The 21,544-nt window shown below is 69.7% G+C and carries 22 protein-coding genes; 16 read left to right on the top strand and 6 right to left on the bottom strand.

Annotated elements, in window-relative coordinates; genetic code table 11:
- Positions 1 to 4: 4 nt before the first annotated feature.
- From ABZX12_RS07025 to ABZX12_RS07035, 3 genes are read right to left on the bottom strand one after another with little or no spacing between them, the layout of a single operon-like run.
- A complete protein-coding gene (locus ABZX12_RS07025) occupies positions 5 to 1,555 on the bottom strand; it encodes a LuxR C-terminal-related transcriptional regulator (RefSeq protein WP_355690600.1) in 1,551 nt (516 codons plus the stop codon).
- Between the two features lie 38 nt (positions 1,556 to 1,593).
- Complete coding sequence (locus tag ABZX12_RS07030) at positions 1,594 to 2,124, bottom strand: YbaK/EbsC family protein (protein WP_355690602.1); 531 nt, start codon at positions 2,122 to 2,124, stop codon at positions 1,594 to 1,596.
- Complete coding sequence (locus tag ABZX12_RS07035; RefSeq protein ID WP_355690603.1) at positions 2,121 to 2,420, bottom strand: GNAT family N-acetyltransferase; 300 nt, start codon at positions 2,418 to 2,420, stop codon at positions 2,121 to 2,123. Before ABZX12_RS07035 ends, ABZX12_RS07030 begins: the two co-directional genes overlap by 4 nt.
- A gap of 105 nt (positions 2,421 to 2,525) precedes the next feature.
- On the opposite strand from ABZX12_RS07035, the gene ABZX12_RS07040 reads away from it, so the two are divergent.
- Genes ABZX12_RS07040 through ABZX12_RS07075 form a run of 8 tightly spaced genes read left to right on the top strand, consistent with a single transcriptional unit; the run spans position 2,526 to position 10,427 of the window.
- Positions 2,526 to 4,055, top strand: a complete 1,530-nt coding sequence (locus ABZX12_RS07040) for an MFS transporter (RefSeq protein WP_355690605.1) — start codon at positions 2,526 to 2,528, stop codon at positions 4,053 to 4,055.
- Between the two features lie 9 nt (positions 4,056 to 4,064).
- A complete protein-coding gene (locus tag ABZX12_RS07045) occupies positions 4,065 to 5,516 on the top strand; it encodes a cobyric acid synthase (protein WP_355690606.1) in 1,452 nt (483 codons plus the stop codon).
- Positions 5,513 to 6,079, top strand: coding sequence for a DinB family protein (locus tag ABZX12_RS07050; protein WP_355690608.1), 567 nt, complete (start codon positions 5,513 to 5,515; stop codon positions 6,077 to 6,079). Before ABZX12_RS07045 ends, ABZX12_RS07050 begins: the two co-directional genes overlap by 4 nt.
- A 1-nt stretch (position 6,080) precedes the next feature.
- Entirely contained in the window at positions 6,081 to 6,989 is a 909-nt protein-coding gene (gene sigJ / locus ABZX12_RS07055) for an RNA polymerase sigma factor SigJ (RefSeq protein WP_355690610.1), read from the top strand.
- A 14-nt stretch (positions 6,990 to 7,003) separates the two neighbouring features.
- On the top strand, positions 7,004 to 7,729 hold the full coding sequence (locus tag ABZX12_RS07060; protein WP_355690612.1) for an NAD(P)H-binding protein: 726 nt from the start codon (positions 7,004 to 7,006) through the stop codon (positions 7,727 to 7,729).
- Positions 7,726 to 8,115 carry a hypothetical protein gene (locus ABZX12_RS07065; protein WP_355690614.1) on the top strand — a complete coding sequence of 130 codons (390 nt, stop codon included), beginning with the start codon at positions 7,726 to 7,728 and terminating at the stop codon, positions 8,113 to 8,115. Before ABZX12_RS07060 ends, ABZX12_RS07065 begins: the two co-directional genes overlap by 4 nt.
- A gap of 34 nt (positions 8,116 to 8,149) precedes the next feature.
- Complete coding sequence (locus tag ABZX12_RS07070) at positions 8,150 to 9,271, top strand: CaiB/BaiF CoA-transferase family protein (protein WP_355690615.1); 1,122 nt, start codon at positions 8,150 to 8,152, stop codon at positions 9,269 to 9,271.
- A 13-nt stretch (positions 9,272 to 9,284) separates the two neighbouring features.
- The gene (locus ABZX12_RS07075; RefSeq protein ID WP_355690617.1) at positions 9,285 to 10,427 is read left to right on the top strand and encodes an acyl-CoA dehydrogenase family protein; all 1,143 of its coding nucleotides are present in this window, start codon (positions 9,285 to 9,287) and stop codon (positions 10,425 to 10,427) included.
- A 7-nt stretch (positions 10,428 to 10,434) separates the two neighbouring features.
- Here the strand turns inward: ABZX12_RS07075 and ABZX12_RS07080 are convergent, their stop codons facing one another.
- Positions 10,435 to 11,148: a GAF and ANTAR domain-containing protein gene (locus ABZX12_RS07080; protein WP_355690619.1), complete on the bottom strand. Its 714-nt coding sequence runs from the start codon at positions 11,146 to 11,148 to the stop codon at positions 10,435 to 10,437.
- Entirely contained in the window at positions 11,145 to 11,993 is an 849-nt protein-coding gene (locus ABZX12_RS07085; RefSeq protein ID WP_355690620.1) for a GAF and ANTAR domain-containing protein, read from the bottom strand. The genes ABZX12_RS07080 and ABZX12_RS07085 overlap by 4 nt, the downstream gene beginning before the upstream one ends.
- Before the next feature lie 147 nt (positions 11,994 to 12,140).
- On the opposite strand from ABZX12_RS07085, the gene ABZX12_RS07090 reads away from it, so the two are divergent.
- From ABZX12_RS07090 to ABZX12_RS07100, 3 genes are read left to right on the top strand one after another with little or no spacing between them, the layout of a single operon-like run.
- Positions 12,141 to 12,737 carry a sulfite oxidase-like oxidoreductase gene (locus ABZX12_RS07090; RefSeq protein ID WP_355690621.1) on the top strand — a complete coding sequence of 199 codons (597 nt, stop codon included), beginning with the start codon at positions 12,141 to 12,143 and terminating at the stop codon, positions 12,735 to 12,737.
- A complete protein-coding gene (locus ABZX12_RS07095; RefSeq protein ID WP_355690623.1) occupies positions 12,707 to 13,435 on the top strand; it encodes a ferredoxin reductase in 729 nt (242 codons plus the stop codon). Before ABZX12_RS07090 ends, ABZX12_RS07095 begins: the two co-directional genes overlap by 31 nt.
- Complete coding sequence (locus tag ABZX12_RS07100; RefSeq protein ID WP_355690625.1) at positions 13,432 to 13,698, top strand: DUF6510 family protein; 267 nt, start codon at positions 13,432 to 13,434, stop codon at positions 13,696 to 13,698. Before ABZX12_RS07095 ends, ABZX12_RS07100 begins: the two co-directional genes overlap by 4 nt.
- Here the strand turns inward: ABZX12_RS07100 and ABZX12_RS07105 are convergent, their stop codons facing one another.
- Complete coding sequence (locus ABZX12_RS07105; protein ID WP_355690627.1) at positions 13,699 to 14,436, bottom strand: MerR family transcriptional regulator; 738 nt, start codon at positions 14,434 to 14,436, stop codon at positions 13,699 to 13,701.
- A gap of 181 nt (positions 14,437 to 14,617) precedes the next feature.
- Between ABZX12_RS07105 and ABZX12_RS07110 the strand changes: the two genes are divergently transcribed.
- The 5 genes from ABZX12_RS07110 (at position 14,618) to ABZX12_RS07130 (ending at position 21,317) form a co-directional block, all read left to right on the top strand.
- Entirely contained in the window at positions 14,618 to 15,838 is a 1,221-nt protein-coding gene (locus ABZX12_RS07110) for an acetyl-CoA C-acetyltransferase (protein ID WP_355690629.1), read from the top strand.
- Positions 15,839 to 15,843: 5 nt separating this feature from the next.
- Complete coding sequence (locus ABZX12_RS07115; protein ID WP_355691319.1) at positions 15,844 to 17,979, top strand: 3-hydroxyacyl-CoA dehydrogenase NAD-binding domain-containing protein; 2,136 nt, start codon at positions 15,844 to 15,846, stop codon at positions 17,977 to 17,979.
- A gap of 208 nt (positions 17,980 to 18,187) precedes the next feature.
- A complete protein-coding gene (locus ABZX12_RS07120; RefSeq protein WP_355690631.1) occupies positions 18,188 to 19,474 on the top strand; it encodes a sugar ABC transporter substrate-binding protein in 1,287 nt (428 codons plus the stop codon).
- Positions 19,471 to 20,433 carry a sugar ABC transporter permease gene (locus tag ABZX12_RS07125; RefSeq protein ID WP_355690633.1) on the top strand — a complete coding sequence of 321 codons (963 nt, stop codon included), beginning with the start codon at positions 19,471 to 19,473 and terminating at the stop codon, positions 20,431 to 20,433. The genes ABZX12_RS07120 and ABZX12_RS07125 overlap by 4 nt, the downstream gene beginning before the upstream one ends.
- Positions 20,433 to 21,317 carry a carbohydrate ABC transporter permease gene (locus ABZX12_RS07130; RefSeq protein WP_355690635.1) on the top strand — a complete coding sequence of 295 codons (885 nt, stop codon included), beginning with the start codon at positions 20,433 to 20,435 and terminating at the stop codon, positions 21,315 to 21,317. Before ABZX12_RS07125 ends, ABZX12_RS07130 begins: the two co-directional genes overlap by 1 nt.
- The last annotated feature ends 227 nt before the right edge of the window (positions 21,318 to 21,544 follow it).

Raw genomic sequence — 21,544 nt, forward strand, 5'->3', positions numbered from 1 at the left:
ATTTCTACCCAGCCAGCCCGTTCTCGTAGGCGTACGCCGTCGCGGCGGCCCGGCTGTTCACACCGAGCTTCGCGAAGATGTTGCTGACGTGCCGGGCGACCGTCCGCTCGCTCAGGAACAGCTGATCGGCGACGGCCCGGTTCGTGGCGCCGGTCGCGAGCAACCGCAGTACTTCGAGCTCTCGGGGACTGAGCCCGCTGCCGCGGTCCGACTCCAACGCGGCGAGGTCGACCACCGCGCCGAGTCGCTCGAACACGGCCCGCGCGCTGTCGATCTCCATCTGCTCGGCGTCGACGTCACCGAGCACTCGGCATGCCCGCCCGACCAGCAGCCGGGTGTGCGCGCCTTCGTACGGCATGTCGAGCTGCTGCCACAGCGACCACGCGCGTCTCAGCAACGGGATCGCGCCCCGGGGATCGCCGCACGCGATCCGCACCGCGCCCTCGCAGGACGCCGCCAGAGCCTGCAGGTACGGCGAGTCCACGCGCGCCAGCTCGGTCAGCTCGGCGGCCGCCTTGCGGGCGGTCTCGCGGTCGCCGCTGGAGACCGCGAGCTCGGCCCGCGCGGCGAGCAGCAGCGGCCGGTTCGGGGAGAACGAGTCCTCGGCCAGGGCCCGCTCGAGGCCCGCGATCGCGAGGTCGACCCGGCCCTGCGCGGCTCGCAGCAGGGCGAGACCGGGCTGGACGTCCATCCCGTCCGCCGCCGCCGACAAGTACGCGCGTTCGGCGGCCTCGACGTGCCCGCGACGGCGTTCGACCTCCGCGAGCCGGTACCAGGCCGAACCGACGGCGCCGGCCGAGAGCCGGCGGCACGCGTCCTCGGCCGCATCGGCCGCATCGGACCAGGCGCCGCGGTATTGCAGGATCTGCGCGCGGTGCACCAGACACGCCCCGCGGTACGGGACGAGACCGGACTGCTGGTCGCACCAGCCCGTCAGCGCCTGCGTCCACTCCTGCGCGCGACGGATGTCGTAGAGGTTCATGCACAGCGCGATCACCGAGCAGTACGCCATCCCGGCGACCTCCGGGCCGACCTGGCTGGCGGTCACCTGCACCATCGCCTCGTCCAGCGCCTTGAGCGCCTCGGCGCCGCGCCCGAGCAGGTTCAGGCAGTTCCCGCGGCCGAGTGCGGCCAGCACGATCGCGTCCGGTTCGGTCGCCCAGCCCAGGTTCTGCTCGAAGAGGGGGAGCGCGGCGGCCGGGTCACCGGAGTTCATTCGCAGCGCGGCGTCGGCCATGGCGACCATCCCGGCCAGCTGCGGGCTGTCCTCGGGGATCAGCCGCTCGATCCGCGCCTGCCATCCCGCGGCCCGCGCGAGCTCGCCGTGCTGCTGCAGGTGGAACCCGAGCCAGAACCCGCTGCGGATCGCGGCCGCCACGTCACCGCGGGCGAGATGCTCCTCGTAGGCCCGCTCCCGGTACGCCGCGACCTCGTCGTCGCGCCCGAGCACGAAGGCGGCGACCGCGAGCCGGTCGAGGTCCGCGGGCGGCAGCGGCGCACGCCGGCCCGCCGCCGTCAGTTCGGCGTACTCGGCGGGCCAGTCGTGTTGCTCCATCGGGACTCAGGCAGGGCTCGGTCGGGCTCGGTCAGGACTTAGTGCTGGGCGAGGTCCAGCACCGCCGCGGTCGGCAACGAGGCCAGCTCCGCGCCGTCGATCAGGATCTTCGAGCCGCGGATGCCGCTGCCGATCACCACCGGTCCGGCCCGCACGACCGCCTCGTCGACGAGCACCGGCCAGTCCGCGGGCAGCCCGATCGGCGTGATCCCGCCGTACTCCATGCCGGTCGTGCCGACCGCGTCGTCCTGCGCGGCGAACGAGATCTTCCGGACGCCGAGGTGCTTGCGGATCACACCGTTCACGTCGGCGCGGTCCGTGGCCAGCACCAGCACCGCGGCGTACGACTCCTCGCCGGCGCGCTTGCCGAGCACGACCACACAGTTCGCCGAGGCGGCCATCGGTACGTCGTACTCCGCGCAGAAGGCCGCGGTGTCGGCGAGCTCCGGGTCGATACCGGCCGCGTACGCCGGGAGGTCGCCGAGCCCATCCCGCACCGGCGCCGCCAGCAGCTCCGGCACCTCGGCGGCCGGCTGCCATTCCAGCTTGCCCAGCACCGGTGCGGTCACTGCTGCGCCGCCTTCACCAGGTCGGCGTACTCCGTGTGCTCGGCGAGGAAGTCCTGGTAGAACGGGCAGGCCGGCTTCACCCGGAGACCACCGGCGCGGGCGTCGTCGAGGGACTTGGTCGCGATCGTGCCGGCCACGCCGCGGCCGCGGAACTCCGGCAACGTCTCGGCGTGGAGGAAGACGATGACGCCCGGGTGCAACCGGTAGTCGACGAAGCCCATCAGCGTGCCGTCGGCGTCGTGCGCCTCGTAGCGGCTCTGCTCCTTGGCGTCCACCACGGTGATGTCGTTCTGCATGATCGCAACTCTAGCGACCGTCACCCAGCGTTTGAGGATCGTGACTGCCGGGGTACCGGCCGTTGGGCTTTCGACAACCACCGTCATGGTCCGGGAGGAGCTGGGATGAGCGAGCACGCGTTGGAGCACGGGAAGGCGATACCGAGTCTCGTGCCGGCCCGGATGGACCGGCTGCCGTGGACACGGTTCCACTGGATGATCGTCGTCGGTCTGGGTGTCTCGTGGATCCTGGACGGCCTGGAGATCCAGCTCGTCTCTCTGGTCGGAAACGTCCTGAAGGAGCCCGAGACGCTGCATCTGACCACCTCGGAGGTCGGTCTGATGGCGTCGGTCTACCTGGCCGGCGAGGTGGTCGGCGCGCTGCTGTTCGGCCGGCTGACCGACCGGCTCGGGCGCCGCAGCCTGTTCATCGTCACGCTGCTCGTCTACCTGATCGCCTCCGGCGCGGCCGGGCTGTCCTGGAACCTCGGATCGCTGCTGTTCTTCCGGTTCATCGCCGGGATGGGCATCGGCGGCGAGTACGCCGCGATCAACTCCGCGATCGACGAGCTGATCCCGTCGCGGTACCGCGGCCGGGTCGACATCGGCGTGAACGGCACCTACTGGGCCGGCGCGCTGATCGGGTCGGCGGTCGGCCTGGTGTTCCTGAACACCGACATCGTCCCGATCGAGTGGGGCTGGCGGCTGTGCTTCCTGATCGGCCCGGTGCTGGGGCTGATCATCATCTACCTGCGGCGGCACATCCCGGAGAGCCCGCGCTGGCTGATGACGCACGGCCGCGTCGAGGAGGCCGAACGGACCGTCGACGACATCGAGGCGAAGGTCCGGCAGCAGGGCGGCGAGCTGCGCGAGGTCGGCGACGACGAGGCGATCGAGGTGGTCGACTACCCGCCGGTGACGTATCGCGAGATCGCCCGGGTGATGCTGCGCGACTACCGCAGCCGCTCGTTCCTCGGGTTCTCGATGATGGTCACCCAGGCGTTCCTCTACAACGCGATCTTCTTCACCTACGCGCTGGTGCTGAAGTCGTACTTCGGCCTGAACGACTCCAGCGTCGCGCTGTACTTCTTCCCGTTCGCGATCGGCAACCTCGCCGGGCCGCTGCTGCTCGGGCGCCTGTTCGACACGGTCGGCCGCCGGAAGATGATCCTCGGCACCTACACGCTGGCCGCCGTCGTGCTGTTCATCACGGCGCTGCTGTTCAACGCCGGCGTCCTGAACGCCGCGTCGCTGACCGGGTTGTGGTGTGTGGTGTTCTTCTTCGCGTCGGCCGGCGCGTCGTCGGCGTACCTGACGGTGAGCGAGATCTTCCCGATCGAGCTGCGCGGGCAGGCGATCTCGTTCTTCTTCGCGATCTCGCAGCTGACCGGCGGCGTGATCGCGCCGTTCCTGTTCGCCTCGCTGATCGGTGAGGGCGACCACCCGGCGCGCGGGCCGCTGACGGTCGGCTACATCATCGGCGCGGCCGTGATGCTGATCGGCGGCCTGATCGCCTGGTTCTTCGGCGTGGACGCGGAAGGCAAGTCGCTGGAGAACATCGCGACACCGCTGTCGTCGACGAGCGGGAGCACCCGTTTCCAGGGCGCGACGCCGCGGCTGCCGAGGACTGAACGGCGGCGCGAACAGGAACTCTAAGATGACGTCGTGGGTTCGCTGCTGATCGCCGGTACGACGTCCGACGCCGGGAAGACGACCGTCGTCACCGGGTTGTGCCGGTGGCTGGCGCGACAGGGTGTCCGGGTCGCGCCGTACAAGGCGCAGAACATGTCGAACAACTCGATGGTCTGCGCGGACGGCACCGAGATCGGCCGCGCGCAGTGGATCCAGGCCGTCGCGGCCGGCGCCGAACCCGAGGCGGCGATGAACCCGGTGCTGCTCAAACCCGGCAGCGACCGGCGCAGCCACGTGGTCCTGATGGGGCAGCCGTGGGGTGAGCTGTCCGCGCGCGGGTTCCTGACCGAGCGGGCCGAGCTGGCGAAGGCGGCGTTCGCGGCGTACGACGATCTCGCGTCGCGCTACGACGTCGTGATCAGTGAGGGCGCAGGCAGTCCGGCGGAGATCAACCTGCGGCAGTCGGACTACGTGAACATGGGCCTCGCACAGCACACGCGAGCGCCGGTCGTCGTGGTCGGCGACATCGACCGCGGCGGCGTGTTCGCATCGATGTTCGGCACGGTCGCGTTGCTCGACGCCGCCGACCAAGCGCTGGTCAGCGGGTTCCTGGTGAACAAGTTCCGCGGCGACGTGTCGCTCCTGCAGCCGGGCATCGACATGCTGACCTCGGTCACGGGCCGCCCGACGTACGGCGTCCTGCCCTGGCTGCCGGAGCTCTGGCTGGACTCCGAGGACGCGCTCGACATCCCGGTCCGGCGGACCTCGCCGGGCGACCTGCTGACGATCGCGGTGGTGCGGTTCCCGCGGATCAGCAACTTCACCGACCTCGACGCGCTCGCGGTCGAGCCGACCAACAGCGTGTTCTTCACGACGAGCCCGGCCGAGATCCGGGACGCCGACCTCGTCGTCCTGCCCGGATCCCGCGCCACGGTCGCGGACCTGGCATGGCTCCGCGCCCAGGGCCTGGCCGACGCGCTGACGGCACGGGTGGCCGACCGCCGTCCGGTCCTGGGGATTTGCGGCGGGTACCAGGCGCTGGGCACAGTCGTGTCCGATCCGGACGGGGTGGAGACCGGTGGTGATCACCCCGGACTGGGGTTGTTGCCTGTCACAACTGTTTTCGGGCGGGAGAAGGTGCTGGCGCGGCCGGCGCCGACGGCGTACGAGATCCACCACGGCGTCGTCGACGTGATCGGCGACGCGAAGGAGTTCCCAGGTGGTTGCCGTGCCGGCAACGTCTGGGGGACCATCTGGCACGGTTTGCTGGACGACGACGCCGCGCGGCATGCCTTCCTGCGGGAGGTCGCGGAGCTCACCGGGAAGCCTGCGCCCGACGGTTCGGTCTCGTTCGCGGGGCTGCGGGAGGAGCGGCTGGACCGGCTGGCCGACATGATCGACGAGTACGCCGACACCGCCGCACTGCTGCGCCTGATCGAGGACGGCGCACCCGCTGTTCCCTTCGTCCCGCCAGGAGCGCCATGAAGTCCCACCTGCAGCAGTACCTCCAGGACACGCGCGCGCTGCTGCTCGCGAAGCTCGACGGGATCAGCGAGTACGACCGCAGGCGCCCGCTCGTACCGTCCGGGACGAACCTGCTCGGCCTGGTGAAGCACCTCGTCGGCATCGAGTACGTCTATCTCGGCACCAGCGTCGGCCGCCCGCCGGCCGAGGTCCTGCCCTGGGAGGCGGACGGCTCGGTGTGGGAAGGCGCCGACCTGTGGGCGAAGCCGGACGAGTCGACCGAGTACATCACCGGCCTCTACCGCGAGGCGTGCGCGCACAGCAACCGCTCGATCGCCGAGCTCGACCTGGACCACCCGGCCGAGGTGCCGCACTGGGCCGAAGGCAAACGCGGTACGACGTTCGGCGCGCTGCTGGTCCGCGTCGTCGACGAGACGGCGCACCACGCCGGGCACGCCGACATCGTCCGCGAACTGATCGACGGCCAGGGCGGCAAGGACGCGGACGTGCTCGACGAGGCCGGCTGGTCGGCGTACTACACCAAGATCCAGCGCGCCGCGGAGACATTCCTGCAGGATCGCTGACGTGGACGACTTCGAGCGCCTGCGGGGCCGGTTGTTCGGGATCGCGTACCGGATGACCGGTACCGCGACCGACGCCGAGGAGATCCTGCAGGACGCGTGGCTGCGCTGGCAGGACGTCGACCGCTCCTCGGTGCGGGACCCGGACGCGTATCTGGCCAAGACCGTCACCAACCTGTCCATCAGGCAGCTCACGTCGGCACGGGCACGGCGGGAGACGTACGTCGGTCAGTGGCTGCCGGAGCCGGTGCTGACCGGGCGGACCGAGTTCGACGCGCTCGGACCGCTGGACGTCGTCGCGGAGCGGGAGTCGGTGTCGTTCGCGCTGTTGCTCCTGCTCGAACGGCTGACACCGGCCGAGCGTGCGGCGTACGTGCTGCACGAGGCGTTCGCGTACGGCTACCGCGAGGTCGCCGAGCTGATCGGGACGTCCGAGGCGAACGCGCGTCAGTTGGCGTCGCGGGCCGGCAAGAAGCTGGCCGCGGACAAGCCGCGGGAGCAGCCGGTCGACCGCGCGGGCTGGCGGAAGCTGGTCGAGCGGTTCATCGCGGCCGCCCGGCTGGGGGAGATCGAGGAACTGGAGAAGCTGCTCGCGGCGGACGTGGTGTCCCGCGCGGACAGCGGCGGCAAGGTGTCCGCGGCCCGTAACGTGCTCACCGGGCGGGATCGGGTCGCGCGCTATCTCGCGGGAGCGCTGCAGCGGTTCGGCGGCGGCATCGAGGCACGGCTGGGCGAGGCGAACGGCGGCCCGGCCTTGATTGCCGTCGGCCCCGAAGGCGTGGTCGCGATCTGCTTCGTCGGCATCGGCCCGGACGGTGTCACCGACGTCCAGTTCGTGATGAACCCGGAGAAACTCGCGTTCGCCGTCGGACAGCTGTCACGAATCGGAGGGCTGCCCGATCTGAGCTGGTGACCGAAAGGAATCCGATGAGCTCAATCCTCGTCACCGGCGGGACCGGCACGCTCGGCCGGCCGACCGTGACCCAGCTCGGCGCCGCCGGCCATCAGGTCCGCGTCCTCAGCCGCAGGCCCGGCCCCGATCGGGTCGTTGCCGACCTCACCAGCGGCGCCGGCCTCGACGCCGCCCTCGACGGAGCCGAGGTGGTCGTCCATCTGGCCACCAGCCAGGGCCGGCGCGACGTCGAGCAGACCCGCAACCTCCTGGACGCCGTCAAGGGCGTCCAGCACCTGATCGTGATGTCGATCGCCGGCATCGACCGCATCCCGCTGGCGTACTACCGGTACAAGCTCGAGTCCGAACGGCTGGTCGCCGGGTCGGGCGTGCCGTACACGGTCCTGCGCGCGACCCAGTTCCACGACCTCGTCGACCGGGTCTTCACGGCGCAGCGCTTCGCGCCGGTGATTTTCGCCCCGGCCGTCACCTTGCAGCCGATCTCGGTCGACGAAGTCGCCGTCCGGCTCGCCGAACTCGTGACCGCCGCGCCGGTCAACGGTCACGCCGCCGACATCGGCGGCCCGGAACGGCTGTCGGCGCGGACCTTGGCGCAGCAGTGGAAGCAGGCCCGCTCGTCGCGCCGGTCCGTGCTGCCGGTGCGGGTTCCGGGGAAGACGTTCCGCGCCTTCGCCGACGGTGCTGCGACGGTCGACGGCCCGGCGTACGGGCGGATCACGTTCGCGGAGTACCTGCGATGAAGGCGTACGTCCGCGCGGTGCTGGTCACATTCGCGGCGGTCCAGCTGGTCCTCGGGGTGTGGCTGACGTTCGTGCCGAAGACGTTCTACGACCACGTGCCGACGGTCGACTGGGACCCGCCGTACGCCGAGCACGCGTTCCGCGACTTCGGTGCGGCGTCGCTCGGGCTGGCCGTCGTCCTGATCGCCGCGGCGGTCCGCCTCGACCGGTTCCTCGCGACGCTGGCGCTGGCGGCCTACCTGGCGTTCTCGATCCCGCACACGGTCTTCCACCTCGGCCATCTCGAACCCGATCATCTCGGCTGGTCGATCGTGCTCGCGGTGTTCGTGGGTCTGATGGTCGTGCTACCGCTGACCGCGCTGGCCGGCACGCGCAGGATGACTTGACGACTGTGACAGTAGGACTGTCACAATAGCCCGCATGGGTCCACTCGAGGGCGTGCAGGTGGTCGAGCTGGCCGGTCTCGGGCCGGCGCCGTTCGCGTGCATGATGCTGGCCGAGCTCGGCGCCGAGGTGCTCCGCATCGACCGACCCGGCGGCGGGCTGTCGATGGGGCCGCCGGAACTGGACCTGGTCAACCGCGGCCGTCGCAGTGCGGCCCTGGACCTCAAGCAGCCGGCCGCGGTCGACGTCGTACGGCGGCTGGTCGCGCGGGCCGACGTACTGGTCGAAGGCTTCCGGCCCGGGGTCGCCGAGCGGCTCGGGCTGGGACCGGCCGACTGTCACGCGATCAACCCGCGGCTCGTCTACGGGCGGATGACCGGGTGGGGCCAGGACGGGCCGCTGGCGCAGGCCGCGGGACACGACATCGACTACCTCGCGGTGTCCGGCGCGCTGCACCTGATCGGGCGGGCCGGTGGACCGCCGCAGGTGCCGGCGAACCTGCTCGGCGACTTCGCGGGCGGGTCGCTCTACCTCGTGATCGGCGTCCTCGCCGCGCTGCACGAGGCCGGGCGCAGTGGGCAGGGACAGGTCGTCGACGCGGCGATCGTCGACGGCTCGGCGCACCTGACCACGATGCTGCTCGGTGCGCTCGCGGCCGGTTCCTGGCGGCAGGAGCGCGGGACGAATCTGCTCGACACCGGGGCGCCGTTCTACGACGTGTACGAGACCGCCGACGGCAAGCACGTCGCGGTCGGCGCGCTCGAGCCGCAGTTCTACGCCGATCTGCTCGGCAAGCTCGGCGTGGACGCGCCGGACCGCAACGATCCGGCCAACTGGCCGGAGCTGCGCAAGGTCCTGGCCGAGACGTTCCGGCAGCGCACCCAGGCGGAGTGGACGGCGCTGTTCGACGGATCGGACGCGTGCGTCGCGCCGGTGCTGCCGCTGGCCGGCGAGCATCCGCATCTCGTTGCCCGCGGCACCTTCGTCGACCACCACGGCGTCCGCCAGGCGGCGCCCGCGCCGCGCTTCGGCCGCACGCCGACCAGCCTCGGCCGGCCGCCGGCGCGGCCGGGGGAGCACACCCGGGAGGCCCTGGCCGACTGGGGCATCACCGACCTCGACGACCTGCTGGCCTCCGGCGCCGCCGTCCAGACCTGAAAGGAACCCGCCCGTGGAACGTCAGCTCTTCGACGCCGATCACGATGCCTTCCGCGAGACCGTCCGGTCGTTCTGCGACAAGGAGATCGTCCCGCACCACGACAGCTGGGAGGACGCCGGGATCGTGCCGCGCGAACTCTGGACCGCGGCCGGCGAGGCGGGCCTGCTCGGCTTCATGATGCCCGAGGAGTACGGCGGGGGCGGGGTGCGGGACTTCCGGTTCAACGCGGTGCTGATCGAGGAGCTGACCAGGGTTCGCGCGAGCGGCGTCGGCTTCACGATCCACACCGACATCAACTCGGCGTACCTGCTGGACTATGCGACCGACGAGCAGAAGGCGCGCTGGCTGCCGGCGTTCTGCTCGGGGGAGACGATCACCGCGATCGCGATGACCGAGCCCGGTGCGGGCAGCGACCTGCAGGGCATCCTGACGACCGCACGGCGCGACGGCGACCACTACGTGCTGAACGGGCAGAAGACCTTCATCTCCAACGGCATCCTGGCCGACCTGGTGATCGTCGTGGCCAAGACCGACCCGGACGCGGGCGCCCAGGGGATCTCGCTGATCGTCGTGGAGCGCGGGATGCCCGGCTTCGACCGCGGGCGGAACCTGGACAAGATCGGGCTCAAGGCGCAGGACACCGCCGAGCTGTTCTTCGACGACGTCCGGGTGCCGGTGGACAACCTGCTCGGCGAGGAGGGCAAGGGCTTCGTCCACTTGATGGAGAAGCTGCCCCAGGAGCGGCTGACGATCGCGGTGGTCGCGGCCGCGGCGTGCGAGAACATGCTCGACGAGACCCTGCGGTACGTGAAGGACCGCAAGGCGTTCGGCCGTCCGATCGGGTCCTTCCAGAACAGCCGCTTCGTCCTGGCCGAACTCGCCACCGAGACACAGATCGCCCGGGTCTTCGTCGACCGCTGCATCCAGGAGCTGAACGCCGGCACCCTGACCGTGGCCGAGGCCGCGATGGCCAAGTGGTGGACCACCGAGCTCCAGAAGAAGGTCGTCGACCGCTGCCTGCAACTGCACGGCGGCTACGGCTTCATGACCGAGTACCCGATCGCCAAGGCCTACCTCGACACCCGCATCCAGACGATCTACGGCGGCACCACCGAGATCATGAAGGAAATCATCGGCCGCACGATGGGCATCTGAGCCGGGATCACCGGGTCAGGGTGATCCGGCCTTCGACGACGTCGGCGGCCACCTCGGTCAGGCGGCGGTTGGTCGAGCGCGCGTAGGAGCGGAGGACGTCGAAGGCTTCGTCGACGCCCACGGAGAGTCTGTGGCTGAGGAAGCCTTTGGCCTGCTCGATCAGGATCCTGCTGTTCAGGGCGGTCTGCAGCTGCTCGGTGATGATCTCCTGCCGGGCCATGGCCCGCTGGTGCACGATACCGATGGTTGCCGCGTCAGCCAGCGCCTGCCCGAGCTGGACGGTGTCCGCGGTCAGCGGGCCGGGCCGGTCGCTGAGCAGGTTGACCGCGCCCAGCGTCGTGTCGCGCAACCGCATCGGCAGCGCCTGGACCGAGGCGTAGCCGGCGTCGACGGCCGCCGTCGTGAACTCCGGCCACGGGCTGGACCCGTCGCGCAGGTCGGCGTGCTGCGCCGGATGCCCGGTGGAGAAGGCGTCGAGGCAGGGACCTTCGAGGTTCTGCAGCTGGCCGAGCTCGATCAGTCGCGCCTCTTCGCTGGACGCGGCGACCAGGTTCAGCACACCGAGGTGGTCGACGAGCAGGATGCCGCACGCCGACACGTCCAGCAGCTCGCTGCAGCGGTCCGCGAGCCGGGCGAGAAACTCGATGATGTCGAAGTCGGCGACGAGGGTGTCGGACAGCTCGATGAATACCTCGCGCACTCGCCTGTCAGTCGCGCTCATGAGTCCTCCTGCTGCTCGCCATGCTGTGAATCCGTCTCCTTCGTTCGCGGTTCGGTGTGGTCGATCTCGAAATGCAGCTCGCCCGCCATGACCGCGGCGGCGACTTCCTGCAAGGTCTGGCCGCTGCTGTAGGCGTGGGCTCGCAGCCGCGCGAGCGCGTCGGTGACGCTGACATCGAGCTGCGCAGCGACCGCGCCGGTGGCCTGGTGCACTTCGGCACGCCGGTTGCTGAAGGCTGCCGAGACCGCCTGCTCCGGGTCGGTGCCGGCGCCGACCCGGTCGTCGAGGGCCAGCACCAGTACGGCGTCGGAGTACACCAACGCGTCCTGGAGCAGCTCCCCGGGCAGCGGGCCGCGCTCGGTCCGGTACACGGTCAGGACGCCGATCCGGGCCGCGCCGACGCCGATCGGGAACGCGAACGCGGCCGCGATGCCGCGCTCCGTGGCGGTCGCGGTGAACGCGGGCCACCGCCGCCCGGCGCCGAGGCCGGCGAGGTCGGATTCGAGGACCGGCGTGCCGCGCCGCAACGCGTCGCAGCTCGGGCCTTCGCCGAGGGTGAACTGCACCTCGTCGAGCTCGGCCGCCTCCGGACCGCTGGCGAGCAGCGGCTCCCAGGCGCCGCCGTCGCGGGTCATCGCGAACCCGGCACCGACTGCCGACATCGCCGCAGCGCACGCGCGGACAGCATGCGACAGCGTCGGAGACGTGCCCTCAGCGCGTGCGGAGGACCTGATCGCCCCCCACACCCTCGCACCGCGGTCAAGATCCACGTACCCCACCCAGATCGGAGCCGCCGCTGGGCGGATGCTCCACTCTAACGGCCGGATCATGATCTGGTGACTCATCGCAACACTGGCCTGAAGGATTGTCTGAACGAGACCCGGTACCCGATGTGGTGCCCTTCACTCGCCCGCCGGGGTGCACGCCGTACGATGCGCTCATCAGCGTGTTCCCGAGCGGTGGCCGGGCGGCACACCGAGGGAGGGGTCGGCATGGACATTGTGTCACCAGGTTTCACAGGTCGGCGTGGGGGCGGCAACGACCTACCGCCGGGGCAGTACCTGACGCGGGACTTCCCGGTGCTGTCGGCCGGTCCCACGCCGCACATCCTGACCGATCACTGGGAGTTCACGGTCACCACTGAGACCGGCGAGAAGTACAAGTGGGACTGGGCGGCGCTGATGGCGTTGCCGTCCGAGGAGATCACCAAGGACATCCACTGTGTGACCCGGTGGTCCAAGCTGCAGACGACCTGGAAGGGCGTCGCGCTCGACACGCTGCTCGCGGACGTCGAGACCGGCGCGGACTTCGCGATGGCGCACAGCTACGGCGGCTACACCACGAACGTGCCGCTCGACGATCTGCTCGACGGGCAGTCCTGGATCGTCTACGAGTACGACGGGGAGCCGCTCGATCCCGAGCACGGCGGACCCGCGCGGCTGCTCGTCCCGCACCTGTACTTCTGGAAGAGCGCCAAGTGGGTCCGCGGCCTGGTGCTGTCCGACACCGAGGACCTCGGCTTCTGGGAGACCGCCGGCTATCACGAGTACGGAGACCCATGGAAAGAACAGCGATACGCCGGCGACTGACGTGGCAGGTCGCCACGGTGGCCGAGGTACGGCGTGAGACCGCCACGGCCCGCACGATCGTGCTCGACGTACCGGACTGGCCGGGGCATCTCGCGGGCCAGCACCTCGACGTCCGGCTGACCGCGCCCGACGGGTACCGCGCGTCCCGGTCGTACTCGATCGCGTCGGCGTGGGACGGCTCGACGATCGAGCTGACCGTCGAACAGGTGCCCGACGGTGAGGTGTCGCCGTACCTCGTCGAGGTGCTGAAGGCCGGGGACCCGCTGGAGATCCGCGGGCCGGTCGGCGGCTGGTTCGTGTGGAAGCCCGGCCAGGAAGGCCCGGTGCAGCTGATCGGCGGGGGATCGGGGGTCGTGCCGTTGCGGTCGATGCTGCGCGCGGCGGCCGGCTCCGGGACGCCGATGCGGTTGCTGTACTCCGTACGGCGGCCGGAGTCGGTGATCTACGTCCAGGACCTGAAGCAGCTGGCCGCGTCGGACGACGTCGACGTCCGGCTGGTGTACACCCGTGAGGCGCCGGCCGGGGAGCCGCGGGTCGGGCGGATCGACGCGGAACTGATCGAGCAGTACGCGTTCGCGCCCGAGGACGGGGCGACGACGTACGTGTGTGGGCCGACGCCGTTCGTGGAGACGGTGGCGGATCTGCTGGTCGCGGCCGGTCACGACCCGGCCCGAGTCAGAACGGAGCGTTTCGGATGAGTGAAGCCAACTACCTGGACGGCAACGCGGCGGCCGGGGCCCTGAGCGAAGTGTTCGCCGTGGACCTGACCACCGCGACCGGCCGGTGCAACGGCTGCGGCCAGGTCGCCGTCTTCGCCGAGTCCCGCCTGTACGTCGACGCGCCCGGCATGGTTGCCCGCTGCAACGGCTGCGAGTCCGTCCTGCTCCGCGTCGTCAGGACTCCCGACAACACCTACCTGGACCTCCGCGGCCTCACCTACCTCCGCGTCCCCAACGCCTGATCACCTGGCGGCGCGTTTGTGCTGGGTGCGGCGGATGGTGTCGCGCTGGGTTTCGCCGACGGCGCGTTCGTAGGCGAGGACCAGGCCCTGGATCGTGACCGGCTTGAACCGTTCGACGAGGTGCTGGATGTGCTCCGGCGGGCCGCCGGAGTCGCGGTAGTGCGGCCAGACCTTGGTGCGGAACACCTCGGTCAGCTCCTCCGCGATCGCGCGGCCGTGCTCGGAGAAGATCCGCCCGGCGTCCAGCACCGCCTCGACCGGCAGGTCCAGGTCGAGCAGCTCGACGCCGAGGCTCAGGTGCGCGGTCGCGACCTGGAACACGTCCTCGTCCGGCGTCGGCTCGACCACCCCGAGCGCGACCAGCATCTCGATGTCGTCGTCGGTCAGCTCCCGGCCGGTCCGCCGGACCAGCGCCGCGCGGTCGAGGGTCTCCGGGAGGTCCCGCATCCACGGCGTCAGCAGCGTGCGGTGCAGCGCGATGTCCTGCGGGGTCGCGTCGGACGGGATCCGGTCCAGGTAGCCCTCGATCGCCTGCAGCGTGAAACCGTGCGCCTGCAGCTCCCGCACCAGGTCGAGCCGCGCGATGTGCTCCGGCCCGTAGTACCCCACCCGCCCGCGCCGGATCGGCGGCGGGATCAGCCCTCGTCCCGCGTAGAACCGCAACGTGCGCACCGTCATCCCGACCCGCGTCGACAGCTCGTCGACAGTCAGGGTTGCGTCCCCCGCCACTTCCGACATGGCGGAGATCATAACGAGTCGCCCTTGACCACCGTGACAGCACTACTGTCACAATCAGCCGTATGACTGTACAAAGGCCACGCCTCCGGCGCGGCGGGTCATGGGGCTGTGGCTCCCGGCCTTCCCTCGTCGTTCCGGTCGCTCCGCTCCCTCCACTCCTCAGTCCAGGCCGGGAGGCCCCATGACCGGCCAAGCGTTCCTGTACGACGCGATCCGGACGCCGCGCGGCAAGGGCAAACCCACCGGCGCGCTGCACGAGGTCAAGCCGATCCAGCTGATCACGGGACTGCTGACGGAGCTGCGCGCCCGGCATCCCGGCCTGGATCCGGCCGCGATCGACGACGTGGTGCTCGGCGTCGTCACCCCGATCGGCGACCAGGGCATGGACATCGCGCGGACCGCCGTCCTGATGGCCGGCTACCCCGAGACCACCGGCGGCGTGCAGCTGAACCGGTTCTGCGCCTCGGGTCTGGAAGCCGTCAACCAGGCCGCGCAGCGGGTGCGGTCCGGCTGGGAGGACTTCATCCTGGCCGGCGGCGTCGAGTCGATGTCGCGGGTGAAGATGGGCTCCGACGGCGGCGCCTGGGCGATGGACCCGGAGACCGCGCTGGAGACCGGCTTCATCCCGCAGGGCATCAGCGCGGACCTGATCGCGACCATCGACGGCTTCTCCCGCACCGACGTCGACACCTACGCCGCCGAGTCGCACGCGCGGGCCGCGAAGGCCTGGGCCAACGGGTACTTCGCGCGCTCCGTCGTACCGGTGGTGGATCGCAACGGCCTGCGGATCCTCGACCACGACCAGCTGGTCCGGCCGGGGACGTCGGTCGAGACGCTGGCCGGTCTGCCGTTGTCGTTCGCGGCGATCGGGGAGCACGGCGGCTTCGACTCGGTCGCCCTGGAGAAGTACCTGACCGTCGAGCGGATCGAGCACGTTCACCATGCGGGCAACTCGTCCGGCATCGTCGACGGCGCCGCGCTGGTTGCTGTCGGCAACGAGAAGGCCGGGGAGGCGCTCGGCCGGGCGCCGCGCGGACGGGTGGTCGCAACCGGTGTCAGTGGCGCCGATCCGACGATCATGCTGACCGGCCCGGCGCCGGCGGCCCGGAAGGCGCTGGCGCGCGCCGGGCTGGACGTGAGCGACATCGACCTGTTCGAGATGAACGAGGCGTTCGCGGCCGCGGTGATGCACTTCATGAAGGATCTCGGCGTACCGCACGAGAAGGTGAACGTGAACGGCGGTGCGATCGCGCTCGGGCACCCGCTCGGCGCCACCGGCGCGATGCTGATCGGAACCCTGCTGGACGAGCTGGAGCGGCGCGAGCTCCGCTACGGACTGGCCACCCTGTGCGTCGGCGGCGGGATGGGCGTCGCGACGATCATCGAGAGGCTCGCTGCATGAACGGCATGATCGAGTGGAAGAACGACGCGGGTGTCGTCACGCTCACGCTGAACGACCCGGACGCGTCGGCCAACACGATGAACGATGCGTACGTCGCGGCGATGGGCCGGACCGTCGACCGCCTGGTGGCCGAGAAGGCCCTGCTCAAGGGCGTGATCATCACCTCGGCGAAGTCGACGTTCTTCGCCGGCGGCAACCTGCAGATGCTGGCGCGGATCCAGCCGTCGGACGCCGCCCAAGTCTTCGAGACGATCGAGCTGGTCAAGCAGCAGTTGCGCACCCTCGAGACCCTGGGCGTCCCGGTGGTTGCCGCGATCAACGGATCCGCGCTCGGCGGCGGCCTGGAGATCGCGCTCGCCTGCCACCACCGGATCGTTGCCGACGACCACCGGATCGAGATCGGCGTCCCCGAGGTGACGCTCGGCCTGCTGCCCGGCGGCGGGGGAGTGACCCGCACGGTCCGGATGCTCGGTCTCCAGGACGCGCTGATGAAGGTGCTGCTGCAGGGGCAGCGGATGAAGCCCGCGCACGCGCTGTCGGTCGGCATCGTCGACGAGGTCGTACCGGCCGGCGACCTGCTCGACGCGGCCCGTCGCTGGATCACGACGTACGACGGCGACGCGAAGCAGCCCTGGGACCGCGACGGGTACAAGATCCCTGGCGGCACGCCGTCGTCGCCGAAGCTGGCCGCGTTCCTGCCGGCGTTCCCGGCGAATCTGCGCAAGCAGCTCAAGGGCGCGCCGTACCCGGCGCCGCGAGCGATCATGAGCGCCGCGGTCGAGGGCAGCCAGGTCGACTTCGAGACCGCCTCGCGGATCGAGTCGCGGTACTTCGTGTCGCTGGCGACCGGGCAGATCGCGAAGAACATGATCCAGGCGTTCTTCTTCGACCTGCAGGCGATCAACGCCGGCGGGTCGCGGCCGGCCGACGTACCGAAGTATTCCGCCCGCAAGGTCGGGGTGCTCGGCGCCGGGATGATGGGCGCGGGAATCGCCTATGTGTGCGCGAAAGCCGGAATCGACGTCGTGCTCAAAGATGTTTCGTTGGAGGCTGCTGCGCGCGGAAAAGAGTATTCCGAGAAGCTGCTCGCGAAACAGGTTGCCAAGGGCCGGACGACCGTTGCCGACGTGGAGGCATTCCTGGGCCGGATCACGCCGACCGGCGACCCGAACGACCTGGCCGGGTGCGACCTGGTGATCGAGGCCGTCTTCGAGGACGGCGGGCTGAAGCAGAAGGTGTTCGCCGAGATTGCGGCCGTGGTCGAGCCCGATGCGCTGCTCTGCTCGAACACCTCCACGCTGCCGATCACCGCGCTGGCCGACGGTGTCGACCGGCCGGACGACTTCATCGGCATGCACTTCTTCTCGCCGGTCGACCGGATGCCGCTGGTCGAGTTGATCGTGGGGGAGAAGACCTCGGACCGGGCGATCGCGCGGGCGTACGACGTCGTCCGGCAGATCCGGAAGACGCCGATCGTGGTCAACGACAGCCGCGGGTTCTTCACCTCGCGGGTGTTCGGCACGCTGGTGATGGAAGGCGCCGCGATGGTCGCCGAGGGCGTCGACCCGGTGACGATCGAGCGCGCCGCGACCCAGGCCGGGTTCCCGGCGCCGCCGCTGGCGATGCTGGACGAGGTCACGCTGACGCTGCCGCAGAAGATCCGGGACGCCGCGCGGGCGGCCGGTGACAGCGCCGGCGCCTTCGACGACCACCCCGGGATGACGGTCACCGACCGGCTCGTCGACGAGTTCGGCCGCCAGGGGAAGGCGGCCGGCGCGGGGTTCTACGACTACCCGGCCGACGGGCCGAAGCGGTTGTGGCCCGGGCTGTGGGAGCAGTTCGGCGGGCAGACCGACGTACGGCTGATCGATCTCCAGGAGCGGATGCTGTTCGCGATGGCGCTGGAGACCGTCAAGTGCCTCGACGAGGGCGTGCTGCGCTCGGTGCCGGACGCCAACATCGGGTCGATCTTCGGGATCGGGTTCCCGCCGCTGCACGGCGGCGCGCTGCAGTACGTGAACGCCTACGGGGTGTCCGCGTTCGCGGAGCGGGCCCGTCAGTTGGCGGCGGCGTACGGCTCCCGGTTCGAGCCGCCGGCCCTGCTGGTTCGGATGTCCGCCTCCGGTGAGATGTTTACGTGATCACGGCCTGACAACATTCCACAGTTTCGAACAATCGAGAGCGCGTCCGGTCTTGCGCCGGGCGCGCTTTTGAGACATTGTGCTGGCACTTCTACAACGATTGACCTGTAGTACGGTGTGCGAAAATCGGAGATGCTTAACTTAGTTAAGTAACTCGGAACCGCTGGCGTCGTACCCCTGCGACGTCGCTCCCGGGAAGGTGGAATTCATGCCTGCTCATGTTCCGAACGCCGGTCTGACCCGGCGGGATCTGCTCAAGCGGACCGGCGGCCTGGCCGCCCTCGCCGCACTGACCGCGGCCTGTGGCGGAAACACCGGCCGGCCGTCCTCCTCCGGCGGCGGAGACGGCGGCGCCAAGGTCAACCTGTCGCAGTGGTACCACCAGTACGGCGAGACCGGGACGCAGCAGGCGGCGCTCAAGTACGCCAAGGCCTACACCGACGCGAACGTCGCCGTGCAGTGGACGCCGGGCGACTACGCCGCCAAGCTGTCCTCCGGGCTGCTGTCCAGCAAGGGCCCGGACGTGTTCGAGAGCCAGTTCAACATCGGCATGGTGAAGAGCAACCAGGTCGTCGCGCTCGACGACATCATGGCCGACGTCAAGGACGACTTCCTGCCCGGCGACCTGGCCACGAACACCATCGACGGCAAGATCTACGGTGTCCGGATGATCATCGACCCGCAGGTCATCTACTACCGCAAGTCGATGCTCGACAAGGCCGGCATCAAGCCGCCGGAGACGATCGACGACCTGATCGCCGCGTCCAAGGAACTGACCACGAACAAGGTCAAGGGCATGTTCGTCGGCAACGACGGCGGTAACGCCATGGGCGGTCCGGCCCTCTGGTCGTCCGGTGGCGAGTACCTGACCGACGACAACAAGCCGGGCTTCACCGACGACCGCGCCGCCCAGGCGTTCGGCAAACTGCACGAGCTCTACGCGAGCAAGAGCATCTTGCTCGGCGCGCCCACGGACTGGTGGGACCCGACCGCGATCAACCAGGGCCTGGTCGCCATGCAGTGGATCGGCATGTGGGCCGTACCGGGCATGCAGAAGGCGCTCGGCGACGACATCGGCGTGATCCCGTTCCCGAAGCTCGACGCGCAGAGCAAGCCGGCCGTGTACTCCGGCGGCTGGACCCAGTTCGTGTCCGCCAAGAGCGCCAACGTCGACGCCGCGAAGAAGTTCGTCAAGTGGCTGTGGATCGACAAGTCGGAGTACCAGGAGGACTGGTCGCTCAACTACGGCTTCCACATCCCGCCGCGCAAGAGCCTCGCCGCCAAGGCGTCCAAGCTGCAGAGCGGTGTCGCGGCCGACACGGTCAAGCTGAACCAGGACTACGGTCACACCGACAACCCGGCCTGGACTCCGAAGATGGGTACGGCGTTCGCCGACATGCTCACCAACGTGATCAAGAAGGGAGCCGACCCAGCTGCCGAGATCGCCAAAGCCGAGAAGACCGTCAACGCCGAGCTTCAGCGGTTGTTCGGATGAGCGCTCCGGCCAAGACGTCCGCGGATCCCGCTGTGTCTGGTGAGCAGCGGGAGACGCGCAAGCGCCGGCACAAGGGCATCGCCGGGAACACCCTGTGGTTCTGGGTGTTCGTCGGTCCGTTCGTGCTCGGGCTGCTGATCTTCTCGTACCTGCCGATCCTGTGGAGCCTGGTCCTCAGCTTCTTCGAGGCGTACAACACCGCGACCCCGTCGAAGTTCGTCGGGTTGCGCAACTACGTCGACATGCTGACCGACCACAACTTCCTGTCCAGCCTGGGCACGTTCACGATCTTCGCGGTGTTCATCGTGCCGCTGACGTTCGCGCTCTCGCTGGCGCTGGCGTTGCTGGTCAACCAGGTGAAGATCGCGCGGGCGTTCTTCCGGTCGGTGTTCTTCCTGCCGACCGCGTGCTCGTACGTCGTCGCGTCGCTGATCTGGAAGCTGTCGATCTTCAACGGCGTCCGGTTCGGGCTCGCGAATACGGTGCTCGGCTGGTTCGGCATCGACAACATCGCCTGGCTGTCGACGGTCGACCCGCCCTGGTACTGGATCCCGCTGGTGACGGTGCGGCTGTGGCTGCAGCTCGGGTTCTACATGATCCTGTTCATCGCCGGCCTGCAGCGAATCTCGCCGACGCTGTACGAGGCGGCGTACGTCGACGGGGCGAAGCCCGGGTGGCAGGTGTTCCGCTACATCACGCTGCCGCAGCTGCGGGCGACGTCGGTCGCCGTGCTGATCCTGAACCTGATCGCGGCGTACCAGGCGTTCGACGAGTTCTACAACCTGGTCGGCAACGTGAACTACGCGCGGCCGCCGCTGGTCTACCTGTACGGCATCTCGCTCGGGTCGATCCAGGACCTCGGGCACGGATCGGCCGGCGCGCTGATCCTGGCGGTGATCATCATGCTCGTGACGCTGCTGCAGAACCGGATCTTCGGCTTCGGAAAGGCGGGCGACTGATGGCTGTCTCCGAACGTACGACGGGAACCCCGCAGCCGATCGGGTTCAGCCGCAGCACCATGGGCATCGTCGGGATGGTGCTGCGCTGGGTCGCGCTGTTCGTCGCGGTCGTGCTGTTCCTGATCCCGTTCTACCTGATCCTGCGCAACGCGCTGTCCACCGAACAGGACATCACCGCGCCCGACTGGACGTTGTTCCCCTCGCATCTGCAGTGGAGCAACATCAGCGAGCTGTTCAACGACACCACGGTGCCGATGGCGCGGGCGCTGTACAACTCCGCCGTCGTCGCGATCCTCGGCACCGGCGGACAGTTGCTGCTGGCCTCGATGGCCGGCTACGGGCTGGCGCGGATCCCGTACCGGCACGCGGACAAGGTCTTCTACGCGATCGTCGCCACGCTGATGATCCCGGGCGCGGTGACCTTCATCCCGTCGTTCATCGTGGTGTCGTCGCTCGGGTGGGTCTCGTCGCTGCGCGGCCTGATCATCCCGACACTGTTCAGCGGGTTCGCGGCATTCCTGTTCCGGCAGTACTTCCTCGGCTTCCCGCGGGAACTCGAGGAAGCGGCCCGGGTCGACGGCGCCGGGTACTTCGGGGTGTTCTGGCGGATCGTCGTACCGAACTCGCTGCCGTTCTTCGCGGCCATCGCGGCGATCACCTTCATCGGCAACTGGAACTCGTTCCTGTGGCCGCTGGTGATCGGCCAGGACTCCTCGTCGTGGACCATCCAGGTGGCGATGTCGACCTTCATCACCGCCCAGACCATCAACATCCACGAACTGTTCATGGCAGTCGCGGTTTCCATCCTCCCGCTGGTGCTGATCTTCGCGTTCCTCCAGCGCTACCTCATCCAGGGCGTCACCCAGTCCGGCATCAAGGACTGACCCAGACCGGCGGGGAGTCCACCAGGCTCCCCGCCGCCCCGTCTCGGGGGCAGTTGGCTGCGGCGCGCAGCTCGGACACCGATCACGCCTCGCCAGGCGGAGTCCCTCGCCGCGTGGCCCAGAAGAGCGTGTGCCCAGAGGCTCCTTCGGGGACGAAGGTCTCGCTGTCGACGGTCAAGCCCGCATCCGTGAGCCACTTGCGGTAGGTCTCGGTGTCGGCGTGGCTC

The sequence above is a fragment of the Kribbella sp. NPDC003505 genome (assembly GCF_040610875.1).
In the GTDB taxonomy this organism is placed as follows: domain Bacteria; phylum Actinomycetota; class Actinomycetes; order Propionibacteriales; family Kribbellaceae; genus Kribbella.